Here is a 19318-nt window from a genome sequence, read left to right on the forward strand (position 1 = left end):
GGGGCTAGTCCCTATAGCCCGTCATCTCGCCGTTGGTTAAATATCTTATATATTGATGTTAGCGCGGTACCGGAATTTGCATTATGTTCAATTGCTCAACAGCGTGTTGGCAGTAATGAATTCCAACAAGAGTTACATGCAGTACGAGCCACTGAATGGGTGGATTACAGCGAAGTATCACGGTTAAAAATGAGCGTGTTACCGCTGTTATTTAGCGAGTTTCAACAACGTCATTTGGCTAAAAATAGCCAGCGAGCGCAAGATTTTGCCGCATTTGTTGCCAAAGGTGGCGATAGCTTACTGCATCAAGCAACTTTTGATGCGCTTCATCAACAGCTACATGATAAAGATGATAGCGTTTGGGGCTGGCAAGTATTCCCTGTTGAATTACGTGATATCAACAGTGACGCGGTACAAGCTTTTATTAAACAAAATAAAGCCGCGATTCAACTGTATATGTACTTGCAGTGGATTGCAGATGAGCAGATCGGCGATGTGCAAAAATTTGCTTTAGAGCAAGGCATGCACATGGGACTTTATCGAGACCTAGCTGTTGGCGTTGCTGATAGTGGTGCTGAAGTATGGGCCGATGACGGTACTTTATGTCAAGACGTAAGCATTGGCGCGCCACCAGATGTATTAGGGCCTTTAGGACAGAATTGGGGCTTGCCGCCACTGAATCCTGCGCAGTTAAAAGCCACTGGTTATGAGGCTTTTGTGCAACTATTACGTGCTAACATGCAGCATTGTGGTGCCCTACGTATCGACCATGTATTAGGCTTGTTACGCCTATGGTGGATACCGAAAGGTGAAAACGCTACAGCTGGCGCTTATATGTATTATCCAGTGCAGGATATGCTGGCTATTTTGGCGTTAGAAAGTCAGCGTCATCAGTGCGCTGTGATTGGTGAAGATTTAGGGACTGTGCCTGATGAAATCGTTAGCTTGTTAAGTGACGCGGGGATTCATTCTTACAAAGTATTCTTTTTTGAAACAGCGAAAGATGGCGGCTATTTCTCACCAGCTCATTATCAAGCGCAATCAATGGCAACCCTGTGTACCCATGATATGCCAACACTACGCGGCTTCTGGCATTGTGAAGACCTTAAGTTAGGCCAAAAGATAGGCCTGTATCCAGACCCGTCACAGCTTAATAGTTTGTTTGATGATCGTAGTAAATCAAAACAAGAAATACTCAACAGTGTATCGTGGCACGGTAACCTGTCGGAATCTGTAGGACGCAACGCAAATTATGTGCCTATGGACCAAGCGCTGAGTAACAGTTTACAATTACACTTAGCTGCCGGTTCAAGTAGCTTGTTAAGTTTGCAACTCGAAGATTGGCTCGCCATGGATAAGCCTGTGAACGTCCCCGGAACGGTTGATGAATATCCGAACTGGCGCCGTAAGCTATCTGCTACATTGGATGACATGTTTAGCTGCCCGAATGTTAATTATTTGGCGGCAGAGTTGACAGCGGCACGTGCTAAAGCCAGCAAATGTGCAGATGAACTCGCTTAATTTGTGATAAATTAAGCACAGTATAAATTTAAATTAAACAAGGAGTCTGGTTTGCCAGTCTCCTTGTTTTGCTTTAATGAGAAGAAGGATATTTCAATGCAGGCAACTTCAAAAGCAGTGCGCAATGTTCTAGCAAACAGTGTCGTAGCGCAGGCTAGTGTGGCCGTGATCCACAACCTTGAGGCATATTCTGGCTTGATGCCAAGTATGGAAACATTACATACTCCAAAACTGATGCACAAAGAGATGGGGGCCCAATGTATTACTTTTATGCATGCCGGTCAGCGTATCTCGGGTGTGCGCTTTTTAGTGTTTGCACCGCATGCCAGTAAAGTCAGTGTGGTTGGTGATTTTAATGACTGGAATACCAACGATCATGCCTTGCGCCAATTGGATGCGGGCTTGTGGGGAGTATTCATTGCTGACTTAAACGTTGGTGAACGCTATAAATTTGCGATTGTCGATCATGCTGGAAAAAGCTTACCGCATAAAGCGGATCCATGGGGGGCACACGCAGAACAGTATCCTTCGTTTGCCTCACTCGTGTATCAACAAGACAGCTATCAATGGCAAGATAACGCATGGCAACAACGTGCAGTCACCGAAAAGCATAAACAAGCATTATCATTTTATGAATTGCATGTTGGTTCTTGGTTACGTGACGAACAGGGCGAGTTTTTAAATTACCGCCAATTAGCGGCCAAACTTATCCCGTATTTACAAAAGCTGCATTACACCCATGTTGAATTGATGCCGATTTCGGAGCACCCGTTCTACGGTTCTTGGGGTTATCAGCCGATTGGTATGTTTGCGCCGACCAGCCGTTTTGGTGATCCTGATGACTTTAAATTTTTTGTTGATCAATGTCACCAAGCCGGTATTGGTGTGATCATCGATTGGGTACCCGCGCATTTTCCTGAAGATGACCACGGTTTAGCTAATTTTGATGGCACGCCATTATTTAATGATCCGGATCCGAAACGCGGTTGGCATCAAGATTGGCACAGTTATATTTATGATTGTGGTCGTGATCATGTACAACGCTTTTTAGTATCGAATAGCTTGTATTGGTTAGAGCAGTTCCATGTTGATGGTATCCGCGTTGATGCCGTTGCGTCGATGCTGTATCTCGATTACTCGCGTAATGATGGCGAGTGGATCCCCAATTGTGATGGTGGTAATCATAACTACGATACCATTAAGGTATTAAAGTGGATGAACGAAGAAGTTTATACCCACTTTCCTAATGCCATGACGATTGCTGAAGAGTCAACAGCCTATCCTGGGGTATCAAAACCGACGTTTTTAGGGGGCTTAGGGTTTGGTTTTAAATGGAACATGGGCTGGATGCACGATAGCTTGAGCTATATGCAGGAAGAACCGATTAACCGTCGCTACCATCACGATACCATCACATTCCCGTTAGTTTATGCTTTTAGCGAAAACTATGTACTGGCTTTGTCGCATGATGAAGTGGTGTACGGTAAAGGTTCGTTACTGGGTAAAATGCCCGGTGATGAATGGCAGAAGTTTGCTAATTTACGTGCATATACTGGTTATATGTATGGCCAGCCAGGTAAAAAACTTAACTTTATGGGCGCTGAATTAGGCCAGTTAGCGGAGTGGAATCATGATGCTCAGCTAGATTGGGGGGTGTTGGCTAATCCAAATAATGCTGGTATCCAGCGTTTAACCGCAGATTTGAATCAACTGTATCAGGCACAAGTTGCCTTGTATCAATTGGATTGTGATCCGGCTGGTTTTGAATGGCGATTACAAGATAACAACACCGAAAGTGTGTTAGCCCATGAACGTATTGGTGACAATGGCGAACGTATTTTGGTGATCAGTAACTTCACCCCAATACCAAGGGATAACTTCCGTATTGGCGTACCGAATGCAGGTCGTTATGAGTTGCTGCTAAACACCGATGCTGAGTGTTACGCGGGCAGTAATTACCCTGTGGTAAGCAGTACTGATAGTGATAAATTACCGAGTCAGGGACTTGCTGATTCGTTACGTTTAACCCTGCCGCCACTTGCCACTGTGTTTTATCGTTGGCATCCAGCGCAGTAGTAAGCAGCTGAACAATGACGCATCATAATTAAAAAAACCAGCCTCGTGCTGGTTTTTTTGTGGCTTACTGACGGGTTCTTATAGACTGACGGGGTCTTATAGATAGCTAACTAACGGCTGTTTTGCCGGTGAACGCCGTTGTTATCAGTGATTAGCATCATCAATTCTGCGTTAAGTGGGTTATATTTCCCCTCTTCACAATACTTTACAATACTTTTACATATATGACTGTTATTTTGCTTCAATTAGTTTATAAACACCCATGGACCTATCGCGTAAGTTCGCGCTAAAATACTTAAATAATAACGGGTTGGCCTTTGCTTAACAGATTGGTTTTTACGGTGATTAAGGGTGCTTTTTCGAACTTACTGTACCATTTTCAATGCATTTATCTGCCAGTCGGTATAAATGCGACGGAGAAACATCATGATTGATTATGTATCTATTTTTATCTTCTTATTTGCGGTGATCGACCCGATTGGGACTGTGCCTGTTTTCTTGGCGGTGACAGCTCGACACAGCGAACGTGAGAAAAGAAAAATAGCTATGATTGCTACGTTAGCAGCGGCGGCAATTTTGATTTTATTTATTATGGTCGGTGAAATTATTCTTACCGCGATGAATATACCGCTGTCGGCATTTCAAATTGCCGGAGGGATTATTCTTTTCTTGTTTGCGCTTTCGATGATCTTTGGTGAAAGCAAGCCAGAGCAAGAAGTAAAATTGGCGAAAAATGTCAGTGAAACGGCGATATTCCCGTTGGCGATGCCTTCAATCGCGAGCCCAGGCGCGATGCTGGCAGCGGTATTGCTGACTGAGAATGCCAAATATTCTATTTTTGAACAGCTTCAAGTGGCAGCTACATTATTAGTCGTATTACTGGTTGTGCTTATCTTAATGCTTGGTGCTAGCCGCATTCACCGCGTGATAGGTAACAGTGGCGCAAGTGTGATTAGCCGAGTCATGGGATTAATTTTAGCGTCTGTGGCAACGGCAAATACGCTGGAAGGGATTAAAGCATATTTCGGATTATAACAGCACTTTATCACTAAGAATAAGTGTCGGGAAACCGACACTTAGCTAGATACTGACATTTAACCCCAAAAAACCATTACCCGCTCAATCATCCAGAACATAGTGATACCACCAACCGCGTAGGCTATCGGCTTCTCTAAATAACTTAATCCGTTAACCGAATGGTGTATAACCCCTGGCGAGTTATGCCTATAGGGTAAATGTTGAATACCTTTTAGTAGCATGGTCACTGCCCAAACGATAGCCATTACCGCGGTCACAAATGCTATTTGGCCAATCTCAACGCCGACATTAAATGCCAAGAGCGCTGCTGGGATCTCTGCTTGTGGTAGGCCGATATCGCCCAGCGCAGCGGCAAAACCAAAACCGTGTAATAAGCCAAACGTAGCCGATACCAAGATCGGATAACGCCAAGTTAACGTGTCACGCCGTGACTGTACAATCTCTCTGGCCAGAAATACGATTGAAAGCGCAATCACCGCTTCAACGGGTTGTACAGGAACCTGTATTAACTCTAGCGCGGCCAGTGTCAGAGTGATGGAATGGGCAATGCTAAAACCAGTAATGGTGATCAATATACGTCGGCATGAACCGGCAATAAAAATAAGGCAAGCCACAAACAACAAGTGATCAATGCCTTGCCAGATATGCTCGGCACCGAACACTAAGTAGGTTTTAGCTACGTCCCAGCCATGTGGGGCTGTTGCGACCACGAATGCTGGCGCGGCGGGGGTTAAGCGTACCACATCAGTGGAACTATCAAGTCGGTGGATGCGCACGAGTACTTCGCTGGATATCGCAGTTAATCCCGCTATGGTAATGGTCGTACCTGCCAGTCCGCCACGGCGACTAATAATAGAGCGTTCAATCAGCGCGCCTCCGACAATGGTGCGGCTGAGCGGCTTGATGATTTTTATGTCATTGGCAAAAACCACCTGCAGCGGCAATTTTTTATCCAAACCACGGGTTGGTACTTTCCACAGCACGGCGTAATCTTCGGCACTGCGTTGCTGTAACTCAAGGTAAGCTGGGCGGTATTCATCGGCATAGGCCGTTGCAGCTGAAAGCAATAACAGCATGATACTGCAAAGGCATTGTTTCATAACCATACCTTAGTCATGTAAAACGCGATCGTGCTCTGGATATCACGGTCAGTATTTACATAGTCGGCCACCGTTACCTTATAACGTTTACGCAAGCGCTCATAAACCGCCTTGTTAGCCTCTCTACGTTGTAATGATGTCCAGTCGCGAACGACTTGTTTACGCACGCTATTAAGATTGGCTGGCCGACCATCAATGCGCTCATCAATACGCACTAAGTGCCAACCAAAACCGGATGCTATCGGCCCTTGCCAACGACCGGTCGGCGTTTCCCGTAGCGACTGTAAAAACGGATGTCCTAATACGCGTTCAACCTCGCTCTCTGGCATGCGTTTAAATTGATGACTGAGCATTAACGGATCGCCCAAGGTGTCTGCAGTGCTATCGTTGTGGTTGAGTATGGTTAATAGTTTAATTGCTTCATGTTGCGCATTTTCACCGTGTCTGCGGGCGTTAATATAAACCTGACGAAAACTGAAACGAGCTGGCAGGCGGTAGCTTTCCTGATGCGCGGCCAGATAGGTGATCAGTTGTTGTTCCTCGGGTTCATTTGCTGTGGCAATATCTTCGGATAAGAACTCCAACTTCTGTACCAAGCGGCGCTTAATAATCGGATCATCACGATCCAAACCTATCGCTAATGCCTCTCGGTACAGTACTTGCTCGCGCACGTAGTTTTCGATCAACCCCTCCAATTCCCGATCATTGGGTAAACGTTGCCAGCGCTTTTCAAAACCCGATGTTAGTACTTGTATATGACCCGTGGTTACGACTATTTCTGCATTTGGCGCTAACGTTTCATCCGCCACCTGCTGAAATAGTGCGAATATCGCAGCGCCAATTAATAGAAATACCAACAAGGGTTCTTTAAATACTTGGTTCATTATGTTATCTACCGTCCTATTGGGTGTATGGCTATTGGTTGTGTTCGGCTATTTACTTCGTCGGGGTATACCAGATTGGTGAGGTATAAGCGCGTTCCCTAGTGATCATTGGCACTTCTGCAGGCATTTTTATGTTATAAAACTCAGCCTCGTAAGCGGTCCAGCGAGGGGTGGGGATTTCGATAACCCGCGCATAGTAAAAAGCACTTTGTGAGGCATCAAAATTGGGATCTTGCCAAACGGTGATGAGCTCAGGTTCACCGATAGAATTAGTCCAGGTTGCACTCGCGATATTGACAGTGTTACCAACAGCAGGCAGTTTGCCTTTAGCATCAACTTTGCGATTATCAGACCAGACGACATCGTAAACCTTTTCATGCAACGCTCCTTTGTTATCCAGCCAGCCTTTGATAATTTGAATACGATCTAGATTACCGCTGAGTGGATCTTTTAATGCAGCGACCAGAAACGTCGGTGCTTTTTTGCCTTCAGGTAGGGAGGTCAGATTAGCCCCCATAGGAACCCCTTTGGCATAACCTGCTCTGGCCGGTTGGCGGTCGCTGGCGTCTTTTATATCAAAATCCCAACCACCAAAGAAGCGCACCACCATGCGACTGCCGGTGGTGGCATAAGTTTCTTTGCGTTGCATAGCATCGAAGATAGAGGCTCGAGTATTTTCATTGGCCCATACCGCCGCCCAGCCTGATGCCGCTGGTGCATAACCCTTGTATTCTCCTTTGGCTACTTTGGCCATAGGATGTAAGAAGCGGTCTTTGTTGGGCTCGCCACCGGAGTGTTTTCCGAAAAAGTTGTCTTCCTGAGCGGTTGCTAAACCAGTATGGCTGTCGGTGGAGCCGATCAAACCAAATTTGTAAGGGTTAGTACCGAGTTTTTTCTCCAGTTGCAATCCGGTTTTCAGTGCCGAGCGCGCATATTCACCCTTTAACATCTCTTTCTTTTTCAACTCACTGATATCGAGGTTACCGATATCCCAGGTTTCATAGTCAGCGAACTCATCATTGGTAGACAGGTAGGCATGGGTTTCACCGTCGCCTTTAATTTGGGTTACTTCATATAGCCGCTCTCGTTTAGCGCGGGTTTCGACGTATTCTTTGTCGATTTCATTACCTTTAAAGGTGGTGGTTTCTGGGAACATAATACCGTTACTCAGATTACCATTATGGGCAATGGCTAATACTTGGCCCGCGGTTTTTTCTTCGTAGCGATCCATCCAATGCCATAGATCAACGGGGTTATTACTGCCCAGCGGAGGGGTTGCGGTAAACGGTTCTAACAGTTTGGCGCGATCGGCATTATCTCGATACATCACTACGCGATGCAAGTTATTGCCTTTATCTAACGAGGTCCATTCGTAACCGATGAAAGCAGTAAAATGGCCGGGGTCGTTAGCATCTTCAGCCGCATCGATAATGCCATCCCAAGTGTTGCGATAGAGGCTGGTACCTGGCAACGACATTAACTCTTCAGGGAATTTTCCCTGAGAAAAAAGGCCAATAATATCAGCTGCCGCTCTCACGCCTTCCTGACCGCCAGCTTTAATCATGGCATTCCATTCGCGGCCTTTTTCACTTGCCATTACAAAGGGGGCGCCGGACTGTAATTCAGGGTACAGCCCCATGTTGTCTGAGTGATCTGCCACCACTAAAAAATCCAGCGGCCGCGATAACCTGACTGGCTGACCGGTTGATGAAATCACTTCTTTACCTTTGGCAAACAGATAAGCATCCGCTGGCAGCAGGGAGGCGCCAAAAGTGCCGGCGTCAAATGAAATTGCGGTATGTAAATGGGTATCCCCCCAAAGCGGTCTATCTGGGAAATTACGCTGTGCATAGGGTGAGTAGGTCACTTTTTTACCCGCCGAGAACATCGCAGAGGTATCATCGCTGACAATACCGCCGCTGCCTGTCGAGTGAGCAATTGGGCTGAGCGCAAGAGTGGTAAGCACAACGGATGCAATGGCCGTTTTTTTAAATGTTGTAGTGATTAGCATAAGTTTTCCTGTTTATTTTGTCTAACCAGGGCTGCAGTGGGCTGTTGGGCTGCGACAGGGAGAACCGCGCTGAACGGCAGTTCTTACCTTACTTATCGTGTGAAGTAATTGTGGCAGCTCTGTCTGAGTGTAGTGGAGAATGTCACAATAATATTGTTTGATAGGTCGAAAATGCGCAAGAAATGTAAAACATGACACGGTGCACGATAATGCTTATTAAGAAGGGGGGGCTATTTAGCTGGATAGTAGCAGATAGAAATAGCTGGCAGGGGGTAATAGTCGCCCCTGCCAGCTATGTTAACTAAGAAATACTAAGGGAAATATTTCCTTGCGTATTCTGCTGATTTAGCGAGTAAAAACAATGATGGTAAAACAATCACAAAACCTAAAATAAAGATTAAATTATGATTTTCTAGTAATTCATAGGTCGAGTACACCGCAATACACAGTAATAGAGCAATGTGTAACTTGTGGAGTTTTGGGTTGTTTATTGAAAATTTACAGTATTTTCTAATCATAATTGTTATTTTGCCGTATTAAGCGCTTTAATTATGTGGGTATTATACACACCTCTATATATGCTTAAAGTTATGTGCTCACATAAATACTAAAATATGTATCTTGGAGTAGTATTTATTTACTTATTTGTTCTACACGTAGTTAATTCTAAATTACGACTGCAGCTGAACTGGGCGTTTCATTTTTTTGGCTATCATTTTTAAACTCACATCATGTATGTCATGCTGATTTCATATACGTCTACTAGTCTTGTTAAAAAAACAAGGAGATGGTTGATGAAAAAGCTAAGTGGAAAGTTGAGTTTAATTGTGTGCGGTATGGTTGTGTGGTTACAGCCAGCCTTGGCTGAAACGGCAGGTAAAACCTATTTAAACCCTGCAGTTGGTTATCATATGTTTGGTTCGGATCTGGGTATTGAAGACGGCGAAGCATTGGTGATTGGTGGTGAATACGTCATTAGTCCTAAATTTGGTGCTGAAGTTAGCTACCTTTATGGTAGTTCTGACGCTAAGGTTGGAAATGCTGATGTCGATAATTCTCAATATACCCTTGATGGCCTTTATTACACGCCGACCATGGGTAATTTTCAACCGTTCTTAAATGCTGGTGTTGGTCATGGCTCGTTTGATGCTGGTTCGGCGGATACAAAAGAAACACAGCTTAATCTAGGTCTTGGTAGTCGTTATCATTTTAACCATAAGTGGTCTGCGCGATTACAGGCTAAAATGATTAATAGCTTAGATGAGGAACGTTGGGATTCATTAGTTACTGTTGGTATTAGCTATGCTTTTGGTGGGTCAGATAAAGCAACAGCTGTTGTGTTACTTGACGGTGATGGTGACGCGGTCCTTGATGAAAATGATAAATGCCCTAGCACGCCTAGCGGAGTTTATGTCGATGCTGTGGGTTGTGCATTTGATCGCGATGGTGACGGTGTTGCCGATTACCTCGATCAATGTCCGGATAGTCCGTCTCTGGAGAATTTAGATGAAAATGGTTGTGCGATTGTTGTTGCTGTAATAGAGGAACCGGAATCGATTAAACTAGAAGTTAAATTCGCCAATAATTCGGCTGACATTCCAGAAAGTGCTAAAGCTGAGATTAAAGCGGTTGCTGATTTGATGACGCAGTTCACTAATGCAAATATTGAAATTGCTGGGCATTCGGATAGTAGTGGTAATGCTGATTATAATAAAAAACTATCACAACGCCGTGCTGATGCGGTTCGCGATACTATCGTAAACGAATATGGCGGCGATGCTGCACGTGTTACTGCAGTAGGTTATGGGCAAGAACAACCGGTTGCTAGTAATAGTACTAAAGAAGGGCGTTTAGAAAATCGCCGAGTGATGGCTGAAGTGAGCTATAAATAAAATATATTGATGACTGATAATATTGTGTTTTGTTAGCCCTAAAACACGGTATGTTAAATAACAAAGCCAGCGTAAGCTGGCTTTTAAATATAACGTATTAATCAATACTAGTGTGTTGTATGTACATCATAGAGCTCAGCGTCTACCTCTTCTCCTTTCGCTGGGCGAGGTACGATTTCAAATTTAGTATCAAACTCAACCAAAGAACCCATCAATTTATTTAATACTGTTTTATCACCTTTTAGGCCAGCTTCTTTTGCTGCAAACAATGCTTCTAGTGTTGTTTGCTTCAGCACAAGTTTAGTTACATCACTGCGGTTAACATACAGTGTGGCATCTGCTTCTAATGCTTCTTCTACCTTGATATTACTTAGGTTACCGTTAGACATTTCGACAAAAAACGTGTCTTTTGAATCGGGTAACACAACATTCAGTGTGAATGGGGTATTTTGTGCTTTCAATGAATCCACTCTGACAGCCATGTAATCCAATAAATTTTCAATTGTCATGTTGGCAAGTACATCTGGAGATGCTGTTTTAGGTGCGCCTGGTTTGGTACCGATACGCAACTCTTGAGCGCCTGTTAGATAGATATTTCTCCAACCAGCACCTTCAGATTGGTAACCAAGTTGTTCGTAGGTATCAGCTAATAATTTACGTGCATCTTGGTTTTTAGGCTCAACTTGAACCACCTTATTTAATACGGTGGCGACAAAACGGTATTCACCTTTTTCAAAATCAGCGTAAGCTTTTTTGACTATCACGTCACTGCCGCCCATGTATTCAACAAATTTCTCTGCTTGAGGCGCAACAGGTAGCGGGTTAAGGTTTGCAGGGTTCATATCAAAGTAACCCAAGTACATGTTATAAACGGCACGTGCATTATGTGAATAAGTGCCGTGGTAACCATTGGTATACCATGCCTTTTGAATTGATTGCGGCATTACCTCATAAATCTTGTCACCTAAATCTTGCATTACATAACCATCGTTGGCTAGGCGAAGTGTTTGGTTGTGGGTGAACCCATAGGCATCACGTTGCATTTTTAAGAAGTCGGAGATTTCTTCATTCCCCCAAACTGGCGCAGAGTGAGCAGAGAACAACACTTCAGTTTCATTACCCCATGTATGTAACATCTCATTGATTTTTTTAGACCAAAGCAAACCATCTCGCACTTTTGCACCACGCAGGGTATATAAGTTATGCATGCCTTGGTAAGTTAATTCTGCCGACCATAGGGTTTTCATACTTGGAATGTAAGTGACCATTTCAGATGATGCTTCTGTACCTGATGCATCCATAAAGATCATTTCTAGACCATCAATGGTTAATGTTTCAAATTCATCTTTCTGGTTTAATTCATAGTCAGGTAGCACATAAGTAATTTCGCCTGTTGATAGGCCTTTTGCGAGCGCAGCATCAACAATACCGTGTTCATCGCGATTTAATGTTGCGCCATATTGGTATGCCGTACGACGAGACATGGCATTACCTGCAAGTACATTTTCATCAACAATCTCTTTGGTGATGTTTTTTGAACCGTATACTTTTATATTTGGGAACGCATCTTTAATTGCGCGAGAACCACCAAAGTGATCGGCATGTGAGTGTGAGTAGATCATGGCGACAATCGGTAAGTTGCCTGCTTCAGGTACATTTTCTTGGAAGAATTTAAGTGATTGTTCCGCTGACTCTTTTGTTAATAATACGTCGTATGCGATCCAGCCGTTGTCACTGCGGATAAACGAGATTGAAGCAAGGTCTGCCCCACGAACTTGATACACTTTACCTGGAACGACTTCATATAGACCTGTTGCAGCTTGGTTTAATACTGCTTGGCGCCAAAGCGATGGGTTTACTGAATCGGGAGCTTTATCGGCATTGGCTGCACTTGGGTCAATAAAGTCGAAACTGTTACGGATAAGATCACCGGTTTTTTGATCAAATGCAGCAATTAAGCCGCGGTTATTATTGTCAAAAGCGCGGGTATCTTTATAGTTAAGTGTTTTAGAAAAATCTTGGTTATAGTCAATTGTTGCTTGGGTTGCGGCTTTACCACCTTGATTGCCAATCTCACTAAAATGTTCATGATCATGTTGTGCTGCAACAGCGCCAAATGAAATGGAAAAAATTAAAGTTGCTAAGGTTGTTTTTTTCATAATGCATCACTCATATTAACAATAAGATAAGGCGGTATTTATTGCCTCGTTTTGATGATCTAACTATAAGTGGATTCACTATAAACAAAAACAGGGTGAAGCTTATGCTTATCATAAGCAGTGGTTATGCTAAATCTAAATAAGGTTTTCTTTAATCGTATCGCGTAGCTTTTTATGGACAGGATCTTTAATGAACCGCTTGTGATAAATCATATGGTATTCAATCTCGCGAATGGTGAAGGGCATTGGCAGTACCTGTAGGCGCAAGGATTTGGCTATGTGAGAAAGTCCGGCAGGTATTGCGGCCACATAAGGTGTTCCCTGTACCGCTAACATCACATTGGCGGGGCTAGAAACCTGCACTTTAACATCCCGTTCTCGTAATATCGGGCTTTGACTAAAAAACTCAACTGCACGCATATTGTGACGTAATAGGTTCATGACTACATGACCGGCCTGACGGTATTGCTCAATCGTTATGTGGCCTTGAATTTCGGGGTGGCTGTGGCAGCAAATCAATATTAAAGGTTCGGTGTGGATTAACTCAGAACAAAAGCTACTGTCTTTTTGGGTGATATTGTCAATGGCCAAATCAATGGTGCGCATACGTAAATCGTTAAATGTTTTATCTTCGGTATCACCTGACTCAATCAATTTGGTATTAGGTACGCCGATTAATTTTAACAGAATGCTTTCTGGCGCAGTCACAATGAACTGTTTTTTAGAATCGATAGCATTATCTACGACATCGACAATGCTCACTACCTGTTGATAAAATTGTTGTGCACTCGTTGTTGCTGTTAAATTACGACCACTGCGTATGAATAATTGATAGCCTAAATACTCTTCCAAGCGTTTTACTGAGGCACTAATTGCAGGCTGAGAAACATTCAAAAAATCAGCTGCTTTAGTAAAAGAGTTAAACTCATAAACCTTAATAAAAGGCTTAATTAAGTTCATATCAAATTCCTTCATTTATCCTCCAATTTACTTTCCATAATGAGTCAATACGCGTCTATTCGACCTCTTTAATACTGAACACTTTGTTATCGCGTACCTAGTGATATCACTGTATTAAAACACTATAACCATCATATTGTTAATATTAATTACAGGCAGAGAGCAACTCCTGTTCTATATTTAATAAGGGCTATGTTTCAAAGGGAGTTGGCATGTGATTTAAGGCTTATATAGCTGGGTTCGTAAGGGCCCGCTTTGCTGGTATGGATCTTAGGATCTTTTCTTCTACCTTAACTTATTATCGTCAATAACCGTCCCGTATTGGTGGGTATTGACGACTATACCACAGCAGGAATATACACGATGAATATTACCTTTCTCGGTGGCACCGAAACGGTTACAGGCTCAAAATATTTTGTAGAATCGGGCAATACTAAGATATTAATTGATTGCGGCATGTATCAAGGTTACAAATGGTTACGGGAACGTAATCGCGAACCGCTGCCGTTAGATATTCAATCCCTCGATGCTATCGTTCTCACTCATGCACACTTAGACCATTCTGGTTTTATTCCGGCCTTATATAAGCAAGGTTACCGAGGGCCTATTTATGCGCATGCCGCGACGATCAGTTTATGCGGTATTCTGTTGCCGGATAGCGGTAAGATCCAAGAGGAGGATGCCCGCTATTTTAGTAAATATAAAATTAGTAAACACAAATCCCCTGAACCCTTGTATGACAAGAAGACTGCAGTGGATAGCTTAACGCTATTTAAAGCGGTACCTTTTGATCAAGCTTTTACAATTGGCAATATTACGGTGACACTGCAAACTGCCGGTCATATCTTAGGGGCTGCGAGTGTTATTTTGCAGGTTGAAGGTAAACGAATAGGGTTCTCCGGTGATATTGGTCAGCCTGACGATGTCATCATGTATCCACCTAAACCTTTACCTAACCTTGACCTGCTAATGCTTGAATCTACCTATGGTAATCGCTTACACGGCGATGATGATCCGTATGAACAGTTAGCCCAAGTGGTTAACGCCACGGCGAAAAAGGGCGGGACATTGTTAATCCCCAGTTTTGCCGTGGGCAGAACGGAGGCTATTCAACATATGTTAGCAACTCTGATCGCCGAAGAACGTATTCCTAAATTACCCATCTACCTCGATAGCCCCATGGCAATTAGTGTGTTTGATATTTACTGTCAGTTTGATGAGTTACACCGATTAAACAGAGCGCAATGCCATGCGATGACTAACTTGGTTCAGTTTACCCGAGATGTTGAAGAATCAAAATTACTGCATGATATTGTGATGCCGCACATCATTATTGCCGGTAGTGGCATGGCAACGGGTGGGCGTATTATCCATCATATGAAACGGTTGATTGGCGATCATCGTACAACGGTATTGTTTATCGGTTATGTCAGTGGTGGTACCCGTGGGGCGAAAATGTTGTCGGGTTGTGAACGGGTTAAAATTCATGGTCAATGGTTACCGATAAAAGCCGATATTGAGGTATTAAATGGCTTATCTGGACATGGTGATTACCTTGACTTAACCAATTGGCTGCAAGCGTCAAAGTTAACCAAAAATACGCAAATTCAATTGGTTCACGGTGATCCTGATGCCAGTGAAGCAATGCGCGATCATTTACGCCAACATACTAAATTTGATGTTGAAGTCGCGAGCTACCATAAGATATTACGACTTTAACCTCAATAGTTCGATGCCGTTACTGCGTTACCGCTATTTTAGTTTAGGATAGTTAATACTAACGTATTCCGGTTCTGCAACACCTGCCTCTTGGTTCAATACACGTGTTAGTGCGAAGTAATAATTGGTCAAGGCATTAGCAAAGCGGGGTAGGGTTTCTGGAATGTTCTTTCCGGCTTTATCCACCAGTACTAATTGGCGCACGACTTTCTTACTTAAACTGCGACATTGATGCAGCTGGATCACAGGTCCGGTACCTCTTGGCAGTACAAAGCGTTTTGCATTATCTGTGACTTGGGCTTTAAAGTGATTAAGGTCTGTTAAAAGCGCTTGTATATCTTCTTCAAAGATCCCACATTTACCACGGATAGACCCATTCAGATTAAAAATCTTTGGCTGTAAACGTTCAAGCGATTCTCGAACTTCCGTGTTGGTTATTTGTGATAACGCAAGTCCTGTATAAGTACATAACTCATCCGTTAATATCTCAAAGTCACAAAGAGGGCTGTCTTCAAAAATGAAAGGATAGCAAAGTTCATCTATATTGCCCGACGCTTTTAATGTCATTACGTTACCGCTTAATTAGAATTTAATGAGCTACCTTAACATAGCTTGTTATTTACTGGGTATAGGTGCGTTATATTATCTTTTTGTACTTATGTAGAATATCTTGCTATAGCCACGTACAATACTCGGCATCTTTTGAATACGGTGAAAATCCGTAACGGGCGCGCCACTGTGTGGTGCTAATAGCATGATTAATGATGTTATGGCACTGAGTCAGATTCTAAGATCACGGTTTACAATCAGGTAAAGCGTTTTAATTTGTACGCGATTTACAGGAGTTTCCATGTCTTGGGCTAGTTTTAAGCATATTTTCTATACGTTCATTTTATCTATTTCATTTTCACCTTCATTATTGGCGAATACCAGCTATCCATTGACCATCACTGACGGATTAGGCAGATCCATGGTCATTGAAAAACAGCCGCAAAGGATTTCATCAAAAACCTTATTTACGGATGCAGTATTATTAGATCTCGTCGATGATTCGGCTTTATCCAGTTTAACCGACCTTGCCATTAATCCTAATTACTCACTTATTATTGAGCGTTTGCCTAAAGGTGTGCCGTTATTAGGGTTGAACATTGAAATGATTATCGCTAATCGCCCAGATATCGTGTTTGCCGCGAACTGGACTGATCCTGGCAAACTTACTATTTTAGAGAATGCGGGCATTACCGTGTTTCGTTTGCAAGCGCCTAATAATCTCACTGATATTGAGACTGAAATATTACGCGTGGGTAAGATCGTCAATAAAAATGCCGAAGCGCTGAAAATTGTGGCGACGATGCGCTCACGGTTAAAGGCTGATGTTGTGCCCGTGGACCATAAGTTAACAGGCATGGATTACAACCCTTGGGGAACTTCTAGTGGCAAGGCATCTTCGTGGAATGGCCTGTTAGAACAAGCACATGTCGTCAATATAATTAAAGATTACGCCACAGACAAATATGGCCAAGTGCCGATCTCTAAAGAAATGATCATCGCGTTAAATCCAGAGGTATTATTTATACCTGCGTGGGTATATGGAGACGAAAATACCGCCAATAAGTTTAGGCAAACCGTGTTATCCGACCCCTCATTGCAATCGGTGAGTGCCATTAAGCATAACCGAGTCTATCAAGTTCCTCATGCTCTGCGCGGTGTATATAGCCAGTATTACGTGGATGCGATCCGTTTTATTAATCATTCTGTATATAAGAAGTAAATATGTCTTTTTATCGATTTACTTCAGTGCAAATACTGTGTTCTGCGCTTTTATTTATAGGGTTATTCTTACTGTACTTGAGCTTAGGCGCTATCTACATTCCTATTTTAGATATTTTAGATCTGTTTAAAGCCTATCTAGTCGGGGGCAGTGAATTGGCACTAAAAGAGCAACCGTTAGCCTCTGCGATTGTGTTACATATTCGTTTACCTCGTGCTTGTGCCGCTATTCTAGCGGGTGGGGCACTGGCGCTTGCTGGTGCTTGCACGCAGGGGTTATTCAAAAATCCATTAGCGAGTCCTGATGTGTTAGGTGTTAGTTCTGGCAGTAGCTTTGGTGCTGTGCTGGCGATTGTCACCGGCTTAGCGGTGCTAGACCCTATGTGGTTACCTATTTTTACGACCGCGGGTGCATTGGCTGCGGCGGGGTTAATTTATCTACTCGCATCTCGTCATTCTTCCACTCAGATTTTGTTTCTCATTTTAACGGGGTTGGCGTTATCGAGTTTATTGGGTGGTGCAAGAATGGGGCTGTTGTTAATGGCGCAGCAATATGAGATGAGCCAATTTGTGTTTTGGGCGATGGGTGGATTAGATGGTCGAATTTGGTCGCAGCTAATGTGGCCAGCGCCTGTTATCGCGGTGGTATCGGTTTTATTGTTAAGAGAAAGTCGGTCGTTAAATCTGTTAGCCTTAGGGGAAGAAAGCGCTCATGGCTTAGGCTTGAATGTGAAAAAAACACGATTTAAATTGTTGTTGTATGCCACCTTGCTAACCGCTATGTCGATTGCTGTCGCTGGACCCATTGGTTTTATCGGTTTAATGGTGCCGCATTTAGTGCGTTTAATTATGGGACCAGCACATGAAAAGCTACTGCCTTTCTCGGCGATATTTGGCGTTATTTTTCTGCTGATGTGTGACTTGTTAGGGCGCTGGATCATTGCGCCAAATGAACTCAAAGTTGGCATCATCACCTCCTTTATTGGCGGCTGTTACTTTATTGGTTTAATTATCCGTTTTCAGCGAAAAGGAAACTTAGCATGAGTTCAGCATTACTGACGGTTTCTGGTTTGGGCTATAAAGCGGGCTCTAAAATCTTATTAAACGATATTTCATTTTCGATTCAAGTGGGTGAATTGGTGGGGATCATTGGCCCTAATGGTGCAGGTAAAAGCACCTTAATGAAATGTTTAAGTGGCTTTCAGACTTATAGCTGTGGAGATGTACTGCTTAAGCAACAATCATTATCTACGTTGTCACATTTATCCCGTGCTCGTCAGTTGAGTTATTTGCCGCAATACAATGAAGCCGCGTTTCCGTTTAGCGTGCTGGAAACCATCGGTTTAGGGTTTCATGTTAAACAGCAAAGCCAAGTGGTGTCAGCAAAAACGATTGCATCACAAACCACACAAGCGTTAGCGCTAGTGGGTATTAGCCACTTGCAAGACCGCCTCGTGACTGAATTATCGGGTGGTGAAAAGCAACTGGTTAATTTTGCGCGTTTGTTAGTCCAAGATGCGCCATTGATGTTACTTGATGAACCGACCGCGAGTCTGGATATCGGCCATGAATCGCAACTGATGAATGTATTACACCAAGCGTGTCGACAAGGTAAATCAGCGCTGGTGGCTATGCATAATTTAAATACCGCGGCGGAATTTTGTGATCGGTTAATTTTAGTTAATCAGGGGCAAGTGATGGCAGTGGGCAAACCCAATGATGTATTAAGCGAAACTAACATCGCCTATTTATATCAAGACCTAGTGCGGGTATGTCAACACCCCAAATCAGGTAATACTATTGTTTCGCCGTATAAAAGGTGATGTGATCTAAACCGCAAATTACTCATATACTTAATTATTGTTGCGGATTAGGATTATTACGCTGTTATTTTGATTGCGGTTATATATAATCAACTACACAAATGTCCCCTTAGTTCAGCTGGATAGAACAAGGACCTCCTAAGTCTTAGACGTGAGTTCAAATCTCGCAGGGGATACCAGTTAATCAATAATTAACCTATTTCAACCTGTCAATAGAAGAAATAGAGAATTACTTAATAATTGCATTTTAAAGCTAATAATATGGATTGATTTCGAGGGGAGTTTGTATCGGAACGATTTGTAGGGCAGCGTAAATATTGATGTGCATAACGATTAAAAAAACGCTAGTGAGGGCACTAGCGGTT

General features: G+C 43.2%; 14 protein-coding genes and 1 tRNA gene. 9 read left to right on the forward strand and 6 right to left on the reverse strand.

Translation table 11 applies throughout. The features are described from left to right. The 3 genes from malQ to QNK26_RS12030 all read left to right on the forward strand — a co-directional run. On the forward strand, nucleotides 1–1521 hold a 1521-nt coding region (gene malQ, locus QNK26_RS12020; protein ID WP_319223214.1), incomplete at its 5' end, for a 4-alpha-glucanotransferase. Nucleotides 1522–1617: 96 nt separating this feature from the next. After that, nucleotides 1618–3597 (forward strand): 1,4-alpha-glucan branching protein GlgB, encoded by a 1980-nt coding sequence (gene glgB / locus QNK26_RS12025; RefSeq protein WP_319223216.1) that lies wholly within the window; start codon nucleotides 1618–1620, stop codon nucleotides 3595–3597. 426 nt (nucleotides 3598–4023) lie between these two features. Continuing rightward, nucleotides 4024–4632, forward strand: coding sequence for a MarC family protein (locus QNK26_RS12030; protein WP_319223217.1), 609 nt, complete (start codon nucleotides 4024–4026; stop codon nucleotides 4630–4632). Between the two features lie 59 nt (nucleotides 4633–4691). Here QNK26_RS12030 and QNK26_RS12035 read toward each other — a convergent pair whose 3' ends face one another. Genes QNK26_RS12035 through QNK26_RS12045 form a run of 3 tightly spaced genes read right to left on the reverse strand, consistent with a single transcriptional unit; the run spans nucleotide 4692 to nucleotide 8630 of the window. Further along, the gene (locus QNK26_RS12035) at nucleotides 4692–5735 is read right to left on the reverse strand and encodes a HupE/UreJ family protein (protein ID WP_319223218.1); all 1044 of its coding nucleotides are present in this window, start codon (nucleotides 5733–5735) and stop codon (nucleotides 4692–4694) included. Further along, entirely contained in the window at nucleotides 5732–6619 is an 888-nt protein-coding gene (locus QNK26_RS12040) for a peptidylprolyl isomerase (RefSeq protein ID WP_319223220.1), read from the reverse strand. The genes QNK26_RS12035 and QNK26_RS12040 overlap by 4 nt, the downstream gene beginning before the upstream one ends. Nucleotides 6620–6671: 52 nt before the next feature. After that, the gene (locus tag QNK26_RS12045; RefSeq protein WP_319223221.1) at nucleotides 6672–8630 is read right to left on the reverse strand and encodes a DUF3604 domain-containing protein; all 1959 of its coding nucleotides are present in this window, start codon (nucleotides 8628–8630) and stop codon (nucleotides 6672–6674) included. Between the two features lie 794 nt (nucleotides 8631–9424). Between QNK26_RS12045 and QNK26_RS12050 the strand changes: the two genes are divergently transcribed. Next, complete coding sequence (locus tag QNK26_RS12050; RefSeq protein WP_319223223.1) at nucleotides 9425–10522, forward strand: OmpA family protein; 1098 nt, start codon at nucleotides 9425–9427, stop codon at nucleotides 10520–10522. A 107-nt stretch (nucleotides 10523–10629) separates the two neighbouring features. On the opposite strand, the gene QNK26_RS12055 is transcribed toward QNK26_RS12050, so the two are convergent. Together QNK26_RS12055 and QNK26_RS12060 are read right to left on the reverse strand one after the other, a co-directional pair. Beyond that, a complete protein-coding gene (locus QNK26_RS12055; protein ID WP_319223224.1) occupies nucleotides 10630–12681 on the reverse strand; it encodes an alkyl/aryl-sulfatase in 2052 nt (683 codons plus the stop codon). Nucleotides 12682–12816: 135 nt separating this feature from the next. After that, nucleotides 12817–13656 carry a LysR family transcriptional regulator gene (locus tag QNK26_RS12060; protein WP_319223225.1) on the reverse strand — a complete coding sequence of 280 codons (840 nt, stop codon included), beginning with the start codon at nucleotides 13654–13656 and terminating at the stop codon, nucleotides 12817–12819. Between the two features lie 348 nt (nucleotides 13657–14004). Here QNK26_RS12060 and QNK26_RS12065 point away from each other — a divergent pair, with 348 nt between their 5' ends. Further along, complete coding sequence (locus QNK26_RS12065; protein WP_319223226.1) at nucleotides 14005–15360, forward strand: MBL fold metallo-hydrolase; 1356 nt, start codon at nucleotides 14005–14007, stop codon at nucleotides 15358–15360. A gap of 33 nt (nucleotides 15361–15393) precedes the next feature. Here the strand turns inward: QNK26_RS12065 and QNK26_RS12070 are convergent, their stop codons facing one another. Further along, nucleotides 15394–15927 (reverse strand): cobalamin adenosyltransferase, encoded by a 534-nt coding sequence (locus QNK26_RS12070; RefSeq protein ID WP_319223228.1) that lies wholly within the window; start codon nucleotides 15925–15927, stop codon nucleotides 15394–15396. A gap of 283 nt (nucleotides 15928–16210) precedes the next feature. Between QNK26_RS12070 and QNK26_RS12075 the strand changes: the two genes are divergently transcribed. The 4 genes from QNK26_RS12075 to QNK26_RS12090 all read left to right on the forward strand — a co-directional run bounded on the left by QNK26_RS12075 (nucleotide 16211) and on the right by QNK26_RS12090 (nucleotide 19132). Beyond that, on the forward strand, nucleotides 16211–17131 hold the full coding sequence (locus tag QNK26_RS12075) for an ABC transporter substrate-binding protein (RefSeq protein ID WP_319223229.1): 921 nt from the start codon (nucleotides 16211–16213) through the stop codon (nucleotides 17129–17131). Between the two features lie 2 nt (nucleotides 17132–17133). After that, nucleotides 17134–18174, forward strand: a complete 1041-nt coding sequence (locus QNK26_RS12080) for an iron ABC transporter permease (RefSeq protein WP_319223230.1) — start codon at nucleotides 17134–17136, stop codon at nucleotides 18172–18174. Continuing rightward, nucleotides 18171–18953 (forward strand): ABC transporter ATP-binding protein, encoded by a 783-nt coding sequence (locus QNK26_RS12085; protein WP_319223231.1) that lies wholly within the window; start codon nucleotides 18171–18173, stop codon nucleotides 18951–18953. Before QNK26_RS12080 ends, QNK26_RS12085 begins: the two co-directional genes overlap by 4 nt. 103 nt (nucleotides 18954–19056) lie before the next feature. Continuing rightward, nucleotides 19057–19132: transfer RNA gene (locus tag QNK26_RS12090), tRNA-Arg, on the forward strand. The last annotated feature ends 186 nt before the right edge of the window (nucleotides 19133–19318 follow it).

The organism is Moritella sp., assembly GCF_033791185.1.
GTDB lineage: Bacteria > Pseudomonadota > Gammaproteobacteria > Enterobacterales > Moritellaceae > Moritella.